11 protein-coding genes are annotated in these 10,303 nt (G+C 61.4%); 9 read left to right on the top strand and 2 right to left on the bottom strand.

The features are described from left to right. Positions 1–617: enoyl-CoA hydratase/isomerase family protein (locus VGI36_05565; protein ID HEY2484593.1), on the bottom strand; the 617-nt coding region annotated here is incomplete at its 3' end. A 208-nt stretch (positions 618–825) separates the two neighbouring features. Here VGI36_05565 and VGI36_05560 point away from each other — a divergent pair. Genes VGI36_05560 through VGI36_05535 form a run of 6 tightly spaced genes read left to right on the top strand, consistent with a single transcriptional unit; the run spans position 826 to position 4,792 of the window. Beyond that, positions 826–1,638 (top strand): alpha/beta hydrolase, encoded by an 813-nt coding sequence (locus VGI36_05560; GenBank protein HEY2484592.1) that lies wholly within the window; start codon positions 826–828, stop codon positions 1,636–1,638. A gap of 12 nt (positions 1,639–1,650) precedes the next feature. Next, positions 1,651–2,805: a hypothetical protein gene (locus VGI36_05555; protein ID HEY2484591.1), complete on the top strand. Its 1,155-nt coding sequence runs from the start codon at positions 1,651–1,653 to the stop codon at positions 2,803–2,805. 11 nt (positions 2,806–2,816) lie between these two features. After that, positions 2,817–3,242, top strand: a complete 426-nt coding sequence (locus VGI36_05550) for a Zn-ribbon domain-containing OB-fold protein (protein ID HEY2484590.1) — start codon at positions 2,817–2,819, stop codon at positions 3,240–3,242. A gap of 13 nt (positions 3,243–3,255) precedes the next feature. Next, positions 3,256–3,939 carry a PHP-associated domain-containing protein gene (locus VGI36_05545; GenBank protein ID HEY2484589.1) on the top strand — a complete coding sequence of 228 codons (684 nt, stop codon included), beginning with the start codon at positions 3,256–3,258 and terminating at the stop codon, positions 3,937–3,939. A gap of 2 nt (positions 3,940–3,941) precedes the next feature. After that, positions 3,942–4,358, top strand: coding sequence for a MaoC family dehydratase N-terminal domain-containing protein (locus tag VGI36_05540; protein ID HEY2484588.1), 417 nt, complete (start codon positions 3,942–3,944; stop codon positions 4,356–4,358). Positions 4,359–4,375: 17 nt separating this feature from the next. Next, positions 4,376–4,792 carry a MaoC family dehydratase N-terminal domain-containing protein gene (locus tag VGI36_05535; GenBank protein ID HEY2484587.1) on the top strand — a complete coding sequence of 139 codons (417 nt, stop codon included), beginning with the start codon at positions 4,376–4,378 and terminating at the stop codon, positions 4,790–4,792. 160 nt (positions 4,793–4,952) lie between these two features. Here VGI36_05535 and VGI36_05530 read toward each other — a convergent pair whose 3' ends face one another. Further along, the gene (locus VGI36_05530) at positions 4,953–6,080 is read right to left on the bottom strand and encodes an ABC transporter permease (protein HEY2484586.1); all 1,128 of its coding nucleotides are present in this window, start codon (positions 6,078–6,080) and stop codon (positions 4,953–4,955) included. 97 nt (positions 6,081–6,177) lie between these two features. On the opposite strand from VGI36_05530, the gene VGI36_05525 reads away from it, so the two are divergent. The 3 genes from VGI36_05525 (at position 6,178) to VGI36_05515 (ending at position 10,013) form a co-directional block, all read left to right on the top strand. Continuing rightward, entirely contained in the window at positions 6,178–7,101 is a 924-nt protein-coding gene (locus tag VGI36_05525) for an LD-carboxypeptidase (protein ID HEY2484585.1), read from the top strand. 328 nt (positions 7,102–7,429) lie between these two features. Beyond that, complete coding sequence (locus tag VGI36_05520; protein HEY2484584.1) at positions 7,430–8,560, top strand: serine hydrolase; 1,131 nt, start codon at positions 7,430–7,432, stop codon at positions 8,558–8,560. Continuing rightward, on the top strand, positions 8,553–10,013 hold the full coding sequence (locus tag VGI36_05515; GenBank protein ID HEY2484583.1) for a Mur ligase family protein: 1,461 nt from the start codon (positions 8,553–8,555) through the stop codon (positions 10,011–10,013). Before VGI36_05520 ends, VGI36_05515 begins: the two co-directional genes overlap by 8 nt. Positions 10,014–10,303 lie beyond the last annotated feature (290 nt).

Genomic DNA, 10,303 nt, shown 5'->3' with positions numbered 1-10,303 from the left:
GTCATTTCCTGGGCGAGCCTGTTCGCGGCCGCGTCAACTTCGGCATCGGGATGCAGCTCCGAGATTAATCCGGTTGCCAGTGCCCGCTCCGCGTTGATGAAGCGCCCGGTCAGCATCAACTCCGAAGCAACCGACATTCCCACGGCGCGCGGCAGATGGTAGCTCACGCCCATGTCGCAGGCGCTCAACCCGATACGGATGAAGGCGGCGTTGAAGCGCGCCGAGGTTCCCGCGATGCGGGCATCACAGGCCAGTGCGAGTGCGAATCCTCCGCCGGCTGCGGGGCCGCGGATTGCCGCGATAAACGGCTGCGGCGCCCGGCGCATGGCGACCACCAGGTCGCTCATGCGGCGTTGCGTCTCCATGGTCCCGGTGGTCGATGCACCGAGCCCCGCTCCGCCGCGGTTCTGCTCCTTGAGATCCAGGCCCGCGCAGAAGGCACGGCCCGCACCGCGCATGATCACGACTCGAGTCGCATGGTCCTTCGGCAGTTTGTGCAGATAGTCTTCCAGCTCCTCCACCATCAGAGCGCTGAGCGCATTGAGATTGTGCGGGCGATTGAGGGTGAGCCAGGCGACTGCGCCCTCATTTCTGGTTTCAATTGCCTGATATGCCATGGACTAATCTCCCGGATGAATCTGGGTGTAGATAGCGCGTTCTGGCGGTGATGAGTAGCGCCGGCGGCGAGGCAATTATCTGGAGGAAAGATGGGGTAAGCTTCAATTAGAATGGTGGTAATTTCTCCTCCAGTTGCAAGTACATTTGACAAGCGCGCTGCGAACCTAATAGCTAACCGAAAAAAGCTGCACGGAGAATCACGCGGCGATGCCAACCAAGTACACCGACGTAAACGGCCACGCGATCTACTACCAGTACCGGGGTGCGACTACGCTGCCCGAGGTGATCCCGGACTTTTCCCGCGGACGCAAAATCGTTTTCCTGCACGGTGAGGGCGGCAATAGCGCCCCCTGGCACCATCAGCTCGACGCTCTGGCGGGAAGGCACAGCCCGGTCGCTTTCGACTTTCCGGGCCACGGCCGATCTGATGGGGTCGAAGGCCTGATGTCCATCGGCGAGTACGCCAATTTCCTCGCGGCTTTTATGGATGCGCTGCAATTCCAATCCGCCGTCGTCGCAGGATGGTCGATGGGCGGGGCGGTCGCGATGGAATTTGCGTTGCATTACCCGGCGCGCGTCGAGGCTCTGATTCTGGTCGCGACCGCTGCGAAGTTCGCGATTCCCGGGGATCGGGTTCAGCAGTTATCCGCGGTCATGATGGGCCGCGCGCCGCAGGCCTTCGTGACCGACGGATTTTCTTCCAAGACCGTCAAGGAAAATTTCAACGTCGTCCGCGAAATGTGGATGGAGCAGGTCAAGACCGATCCGCGGGTCCGCTACACGGACACCCGGGCGTGCCAGGAAGTCGATCTCACCGGTGCCATCTCCGCGATAAAAAAACCGACCTTGATCTTGGGCGGCGAGGCCCAGAGCGCTGGGGCAAAAGACGCGGAACTCCTCAGAGACAAGATCCAGGGCGCACACCTTGAGGTGGTGCCCGATGCCGGCAACATGATTCCGATCGAGCAACCGGCGGTAGTTAACGACGCCATCGAAGAATTCCTCGGTGAGCTGAAGTAGGAAGAACGCATCATGAGTCTAACTCGTAAAGCCTGCGTGGCGGGCGTGTATGAGCATCCGACGCGCTTTGCGCCGGACAAGAGCATGTTCCAGATTGCGGCCGAGAGTATCCGCGGTGCGCTCCATGATTGCGGCCTGACCATCAAGGATGTGGACGGACTGGCGATGGCCGGCATCGGAATGAGCGGGATGGGGATCTTGGGTTTCTGCGACTACATGAACCTGAATCCCAACTACGTGGATTCGACCTCGATCGGCGGGTCATCGTTCGTCGCGCATACGGCGCATGCCGCCGCCGCGATCGCGGCGGGACTGTGCGAGGTGTGCGTGGTCGCGTTCGGCTCGACGATCGCTTCGTACCGCGGGCCGACGGGTGCAGGGGGCGGAGGGGGAGACACCTGCGATCAGTTCGAGATTCCGTTTGGGCCGACCACGGTCGGCTCCTACGCGATGGTTGCGCAGCGGCATATACACGAGTACGGGACCACCCCGGAGCAGCTTGCGGAGGTGGCGGTTACGATGCGCCTGCATGCGTCGATGAATCCGGTCGCGAAATACCGCAATCCGATCACGGTGGAAGACGTGCTCGCCTCGCGCGTGATTTCGTCGCCACTCCATCTGCTCGATTGCTGCATTATCTCCGATGGTGGCGGAGCGCTGGTGATCACTTCGGCGGAGCGCGCGCGCAATCTGAAAAAGAAGCCGGTCTACATCCTGGGGACCGGCGAGGCGGTACGGCATGCGGCGCGCGGCCAGCGCGATTTTCTGGATATCGCAGCCGCACAATCGGGCAAGCTGGCCTTCGAGCGCTCGGGTGTAAAACACGCCGATATCGACATGGCAATGATCTACGATTCGTTCACGATCACGGTGGTGTCGACGCTCGAGAACCTAGGCTTTTGCAAGCCCGGCGAAGGGGGCGCATTCGTGAGCGGGGGGCGGTTGCGTTTCGATGGTGAATTTCCCATCAATACCGACGGGGGCGGCCTCTCATCGAATCATCCTATGATGCGTGGGATGTTTCTGGTGATCGAGGCGACCAAGCAGCTGCGCGGCGAATGCGGCCCGCGCCAGGTCAAGGACTGCAGGATCGCGCTGGTCCACGGCACCGGCGGCAGCCTCGGCCTGCGTCATTCGGGCGCAACCCTGATTCTAAGCAACCAATAGGAACTGCGGCCATGGCAGATCAAAAGGAAAAGAAATACCTGAAACCGCTTCCGGTTATCGATGAGGAAACGCGCCCGTGGTGGGAAGCACTACAACGCCACGAACTGTACGTGCAGAAGTGCCGCGATTGCGGCGACCTGCGCTATCATCCACGAGCGCAGTGCACGAGCTGTCTGTCGCCGCGCACCGAGTGGGTCCGCTGCAGCGGGCGCGGCAAGGTTTACACTTTCACCGCGACCTACCAGAACCAGGGCGCGGGTTTTCGTGAAGCATTGCCCTATATCATGGCGTGGGTGGAGCTCGATGAAGGCGTGAAAATGCTAACCAATCTGGTGGAATGCCGTCCCGAAGAAGCTGAAATAGGGATGCCCGTCGAGGTCGTATACGAGGATGTCACCCCGCAAGTGACGCTCGCGAAGTTTCGCCCGGCGAGGTAAGGAACTAATCCTGGTGGCCACAACCCTTGATCTGCATACCCATAGCGAAGCATCCGAAGACAGTCGCGCACCGGTAGAGGCTTACCTCAACTGGATCAGGCTGCGCCACGCCGAGCGCCCACTCGACGGCATCGTTCTTACGGAGCATCGCCAGTTCAACCGCGATGCCGACTATCGGCATCTCGAAGACAAGTTCGGGGTCATGGTGCTGCGCGCTTCCGAGGTCGAAACCAATTACGGTCACGTCCTCGTGTATGGTGTGAACGAAGACATGCTGCGGCGCTTTGACTTCGCAAATATTCGGCTCGATGCTCAGGAACTGATCGACGAGGTCGTCAAGATGGGTGGACTCGCAGTCCCGTGTCACCCGGGGCGTCCCAACATCGGGCTGTACGAGCACTACGAAAAACGGCCGCCGCTTGAAAACGTAGTGGCGGTGGAGGTGCTGAACGGCGGCTCGCGCAAGGGCGAGGACGAACGCAGCGCGGAGCTCGTGCGACGATACGGCTATAGTGCCGTCGGCGGTTCGGACAGTCACCTGGTGAGCCTGATCGGTTTGTGCGCGACGCGCTTTGCGGGCGCCATTCGTTCGGTCGACGACCTGGTGCGTGAATTGAAAAGCGGCGACTATGAGCCGGTTGATTTTCGTCCGCGCCGCAAGCCGGTACCTCACGCGGAGGCGGTCCAGACGAGATAGCAATGGCGCTAAACTACGATCCCAACCTGATAGGCCGGGTGTTCGAAACCACCGACGCGGTCGAAGTGAAGGCAGAGCGCATTCAAAGCTTCTGCGAAACCCTAGGCGAGACCAATCCACTTTATGCGGACGGGAAGGTCGCGCCACCTGCGTACGCGGTGACCTTTCGCAACGGGCGCCATTTCTTTCAGCATGTTCCGCGGTTCGGGCGCGCGGGCTTTGATGCGGGCAAGGATGTTGAGTTCGTCAGGTCCATCCATGCGGGCGACAAGATCACGCTGAGTTCCCACGTCAAGGAAATCTACGAAAAAACCGGCAGAACCGGGACGATGGTATTCGTCGTGGTGCGCTCGACCCTGAGCAATCAGGACGGGCAGGAAGTCGCACACATAGACCATCGCTTCATGAGCCGCACCTGAAAGCTAGAGAGACCAGCGTGAAAACTTTCGCAGACGTTCATATCGGTGACACTCTCGGTCCCGTCCACCAATTCGTCAGCAAAGATCAATGCCGCAAGTATGCGAATTCGGCCGGGCTGCCGGCCGCACGCTTTACCGACGATGAAGGCGCGCGCAAGGAGGGCCTCCCGGGAATCATTCTGCCCGGTAACATGAGCCTGGGCCTGCTGAGCAAGCTCGTGACCGACTGGATCGGATACGATGGGGGTGCCCGGATGATTCGCCTGAGCACCACCTATCGAGTGCCGGTGCAACCTGACCATACGCTGACCTTCCAGGGTTTTATCACGCACACCACGGAGGCAGAGCGGAGGGCGGAAATCGACGTGTGGATAGAGAACGAAGAAGCAGAGCGCCTGGTCACCGGCACCGCAACGGTGCAGTTCGACAAGTAGTCCAGTACCAGCGAGGAAGGCCCACCGCAACCACTGCTTCAGAAAGAGCACGGCCTGACCGCCGTGCGTCGATCTGATTTCCCACCCTCGATGACCCGCCAGATTCCGTTTCGACGTGACGGCACCGATCTGCGTCGCTACGCCCGAGCGCAGCTGAACCTCACACAATTGCCCGCAGTTCCGCTGACACGTCGCGCTGTGCCGCAAACAGGGCCGGCACCAGGCTGCTGACGGTTCCAATCGCAATTGCGATCAGCAGCCCCTCAATTGCCACCCGCGGCAGAAAACCAATCCTGAATGCCAAAGGTCCTAACGAACGCGCGAGATGCGGCATGAGCCTCAGAATTCCGTACCCGAGGGCACCCCCAGCCAGCCCGCTGATCGTCCCAAGGAGCATGCCTTCCGCCGTCAGGCACGAGATTACCGAGCCGCGCGTGAAGCCGATGGACCGCATGACCGCGAGCTCATGTCGGCGTTCCCGCACCGCCATCGACGCGGTATTCCCCGCGACCAGCGCGATCGTGAACACGACGACGACCGCGACCAGTTTCATACCCTCGAACACCAGCCGGTAGTTCCGCAGCGCCACGCGGGCAAACCCGACTTCTGATTCTGACTTCGTCTCCGACGACGAGTTGGCAAACAGGGCGTCGATCGTGGCGGAGACCTGAGAAACGGCATCGGAATGATCGACCTTGGAAAACAGCAACATCACCGTGCCCGGCCGACCCAACGCCTCATCGAGAAAGTCCTGGCGGATTACCACGGCGGAAGGAGGAACATTGCCGCCGATCGTGCCGACGATTTTGAGTTGCAGATCGATTGGATAGGCGACTCCGTGCAGGATCAGGTTGTCGCCGAGGCGCCAGTGATAGAGCTTCATCAACTGCGCGCCGACCAGAACCCCTGAGCGAGTGCGCTGCAACTCGGCCGCTTCGGCAGGCTTGATATTCCAATCCGGGAACAGCGCCTCGAGCTGAGTCGGATCCATCGCAGCGGCCGGTACGAAGTCCTTGGGATCACGGTAAGTACTGGGGAATACTGATTCGCCGGTGACGGCTTCGACATGCGGTAACTGCGCGATTTTTGCCGCGTATGCGGCGGGAAGCGGATAGGAGAGGCCGGTCTTCGCATAGGTGATTATGCGCACCGAGTTGGCGCGGTCCTTCAGGATCTCATCCACCAGCGTAGGCAAACTCATGAGCGCGGCGAACATGAAAACCGAAACCGCGATCGACAGAACGGTCAGCAAGGTTCTGCGCCGATTGCGTGACAGATTGCGAAGCACGAGCGGCAACAGGTTCCTCACTCCAAAAGCCTACTCCTGCGCAAAATGCGTACACAGGGCGTCCGGTTTTGGTATTTGCTAGACTGGCGCAACCTCGATGGCCTCCCCTCGCATCAAACCTCCCGCTCTCAAGCCCGGAGATACCGTGGCGGTCGTGGCTCCGGCCGCGGCAATCGAGCGTTCATACCTGGAACGCGGCGTAAACGCGCTCGGCACGATGGGGTTTCGCGTGAAGGTTTCAGAGCGCGTGCTCGCCCGGGCTGGCATTTTGGCAGGTTCCGATGAGGACCGAGCGCGCGAGCTTCAGGAAGCCTTTGCCGATGACTCGGTGCGCGCGATTTTTGCCGCGCGGGGCGGCTACGGATGCGGACGGATTCTGCCCCTGCTGGACTTCGCGACAATCGCACGCTCGCCCAAGGCGTTCGTTGGCTATTCCGACGAGACCTTCCTGCTTAACACGATCGTGCAGCGCGCGGGGATGGTTGCGTTTCACGGACCGATGGTGGCAATGGACTTTGCGCACGGCCTCAGCGCGCGCTCCGTCGAACACATGCGGCGGCTGTTGTGCGGCGAGCTGCCATCCTTCGAACTGGATGCTCGAGAGTCGATTAAGCCGGGCAAAGCCGAGGGCGAGATCATCGGAGGATGCCTGTCGGTGGTGGTCGCGATGCTGGCGACCAGCTACGCCCCGGACTTCAAGGGCAAGGTCCTGTTCCTCGAGGACACCGGAGAGCGCGCCTATCGAGTCGACCGGATGTTAGTCCAGTTGCGGCAGTCGGGCGCACTTCGCGGGCTCGTCGCCCTAGTAGTGGGCGCAATCCAGCCAGTGGAAGGAAGCGAACCAGAAGGACGCGCAATCGCTGAATTCATAGCCGAACAAACCGCCGACCTCGGAATCCCGGTGCTCACCGGGGTCGAAGCCGGTCACGGCACCGAGAATCTTACGATTCCTTTCGTGGTGCGGGTGAAGGTGGATGCGGGGACCCGCAAAATCCACTTCGCCGACGCACCGGTCTCCTAGAAATTAGCGGTGGGAACTTACCGTGGCGCGGGTCTCGGTAGACGGTGAATCGATACTCAGACCTCGTGCGCGCCAGATCTTCCTCTCTTCCCAAGGGGTCGCTTCCAGCTCGGAGGTCCTCGGCCTCCCGTCGCCGTGCGCGATCCGTCCTGCGGTGCACGCCAAAAAAGCTGATGCCCCGTCGCTCGACACTTGCACGAGTCTCACCGGACGCAGGAGGGCTGACTGGTAGTGGCGTCCTTGGATACTCGGCAACAGTCAAGCGCGGCAGATCGCTTAAATTAAGGCGCGCTCGTGCGATAATGAGTTCGGTCAGAGTGGATCAGCCGTGGGATGGCGTGAAGTAGAGCGGGCCTTTAACGAGGCGGTCGAGGCTGGAGTCATCCCCGGCGCCACCGTCGTAGTTCGAGTTGGGCGCGATATCGGGTTCCAAGGCGCTTTCGGCTTCCGCTCACTAGTCCCGACCCGCACGCCGATGAAGGTCGACACCGTGTTCGACCTGTCTTCGCTTACCAAGGCGCTCGCCACTTCGGTCGCGGCCATGGTGCTGACGCGGGATGGCAAGTTACGCCTGGGCGACCGCGTGACGCGCTTTTTTCACAATTTCGGCGTCCACGGAAAGTCCGGCGTGACCTTCCGCCATCTGCTCGCGCACTGCTCGGGACTGGCCGCCTGGCGGCCGTTCCACGAGCGGATAGCGGCCATCGAAAAGGGCGGCAAGGTCAATTTCATGGCCAGCCAGGGCGCCAAGGAATTCACTTACGAGGAAATTCACCGCGAGCGTCCCGAAGCACCGCCCGCCACCAAAGCAATCTATTCGGACCTCAACTTCATGCTCCTGGGAGAGACGATCGAAAACGTCGCCACACTTGCGCTCAATCGTTTCTGCCGCGACAAGATTTTTCGCCCGCTCGAACTCCGCTCCACCGATTTCATCGATATGGCCCTGGTGCGCTCGCACAGGCTGGAGCGGGTGACCGACATGTTCGCGCCGACGGAAATCTGCCCCTCGCGCGGACGTCTGCTGGTGGGTGAAGTGGACGACGAGAATGCCTACGCGATGGGCGGAGTCGCGGGACACGCGGGTCTGTTCGCTCCGGTGCACGAAGTCGACCGCATAGCCGCTCACCTGATCGCGTGCTGGGCGGGTCGCTCGGATTTTATCCCGCAGGCGATCATGCGCGAATTCTGGACCCGCGATACCGCCGTTGCGGATTCGACTTGGGCCTTGGGATGGGACACGCCTTCGCCGCAGGCCTCCAGCTCGGGGCGCCATTTCTCACCCGCCGCGGTTGGCCACCTCGGCTTCACCGGCACTTCACTCTGGATAGAGCCCGCGCGCGAGATTGCCGTCTCGCTGATGACGAACCGCGTTCACCCCCGCCGCGACAACCAGGCGATCAGGCAGTTTCGCCCAAGGATTCACGACTTGATAATGGAAGCTATCGACGGTGCCTGACACGGAGAGCGAAGCGCGTCTGGCGCGCATTCCTGCGGCCCTGCGCCATGTGCATCTCATCGGCGTGGCCGGAACGGCGATGGCGGCGCTGGCGGGGATGCTGGTGGAGCGCGGATTCCGAGTCAGCGGATCCGACAATCAATTCTATGAGCCGACCGCATCATTGCTGCGCACCTCGCGCGTCGAGTTGAAGGCCGGATTTGGCGCCAGCAATCTTGCCCCCGCACCGGACCTGGTGGTGGTCGGCAACGTCATTCCGCGGGTGAATCCGGAGGCGCAGTCATTGCTGGCATCGACCATCCCGTACCTCTCGATGCCGGAAGCGCTCTGGCACTTCTTCCTCAAGGACAAAAAAGTCCTGATGGTTGCCGGTACCCACGGCAAGACCACCTCGACCGCAATGATGGCGCACGTGCTCGCTAGTGCAGGCCGCGACCCGTCGATGCTAGTCGGCGGGGTGGCGCTGGATTTCAACTCCAACTACCGGTTGGGTGGGGGGCCGTATTTCGTAATCGAGGGTGACGAATACGACACTGCATTTTTTGACAAGGGCCCCAAGTTTCTCCACTATCGCGCCGCCGGCACCATACTCACGGCGGTCGAGTTCGACCATGCCGACATCTATCGCGACTTGGACCATGTGAAAGCGAGCTTTCGCGCGCTGACGAATCAAGCCGACCACCATCGCACCTTCGCGGTATGCGCGGATTTTCCGCACGCACTCGACGCAGTCAAAGGATCGCGCGCTCACTCGATAACCTTCGGCCTCAACCGCGGGCAATTCCGCGCCACCGAAATTCGAGTTGGCGCGGAGGGGGCACATTTTGACGTGGTCAGCGAGGGCGAGACGGTCGCGCGCGCGATGCACCTGCCCATTGGCGGCAGGATGAATGTTGCCAATGCGCTGGGGGTCTTCGTGTTGCTCCGCGAATTCGGGCTCTCGGTGGACGAAATCGCGCGCGGACTGAAGTCATTCACGAGCGTCGCGCGCCGCCAGCAGGTGCTTGGCGAGGCGGCCGGGGTGACCGTGGTGGACGATTTCGCCCATCATCCGACCGCGATTCGAGTGACGCTGCAGGCAATCCGCGAACGCTTTCCGGGGCGGAGGTTGCTCGCAGCATTCGAGCCCCGCTCAAACACCGCGCGGCGCAACGTGTTTCAAAGGGAATTCGGCGACGCTTTCGCGGGTGCATCGCGCGTCTATCTCGGCCCAGTCTATTTCAAGGACAGCGACCCGATTCCACCGACTGAGCGGCTCGATACCGCGGCGCTGGTAGCCGCGGTCGCCGCGCACGGCGCAGCGACCTTCGCGTGTACATCGAACGATGAGATTCTGGAGCGGATGCTCGCCGATTGCTCTGGCGGCGACATCGCCATCTTCATGTCCAACGGTCCGTTCGACGGCTTGAAAAACCGTTTTTTGGAAGCGTTGCGTGAACGCGGCACTTCCTAGCTGGGTTTGTCACGGCCCACGATATTCCTGAAGCAGCGGACATTTTACTGTTCCTGATTCGCCGCCTGGCGCGGCCAGTTTCTCCTCTGGGGAGAAGCACCGTGTTTCGAGCGAGGATGGGTCAGCGTGGCGAGGGCGGAAAGCTCTGCTCGATAGAATTCGGCGGTAATTCAAGAATCTTTAACAGTGAGCCGCCTCCCGGTGATGGAGGCTCGACCTCCGGCACTCGTCCTTTGGCGACCAGTTCGTCCCAGAGGTGCGCCGGCGAGGTGCTGAAAACCGCGTCTGCG

Source organism: Candidatus Binataceae bacterium (assembly GCA_036495685.1).
Classification (GTDB): Bacteria; Desulfobacterota; Binatia; order Binatales; family Binataceae; genus JAFAHS01.
The sequence above is the reverse complement of the archived record's forward strand: the minus strand, read 5'-3'. Positions and strand labels throughout refer to the sequence as shown.

What these genes read in the sequence shown, in the direction of transcription:
- VGI36_05560 (HEY2484592.1), top strand. Translation starts at nt 826, where the DNA reads ATGCCAACCAAGTACACCGACGTAAACGGCCACGCGATCTACTACCAG.
- VGI36_05555 (HEY2484591.1), top strand. Translation starts at nt 1,651, where the DNA reads ATGAGTCTAACTCGTAAAGCCTGCGTGGCGGGCGTGTATGAGCATCCG.
- VGI36_05550 (HEY2484590.1), top strand. Translation starts at nt 2,817, where the DNA reads ATGGCAGATCAAAAGGAAAAGAAATACCTGAAACCGCTTCCGGTTATC.
- VGI36_05540 (HEY2484588.1), top strand. Translation starts at nt 3,942, where the DNA reads ATGGCGCTAAACTACGATCCCAACCTGATAGGCCGGGTGTTCGAAACC.
- VGI36_05525 (HEY2484585.1), top strand. Translation starts at nt 6,178, where the DNA reads ATGGCCTCCCCTCGCATCAAACCTCCCGCTCTCAAGCCCGGAGATACC.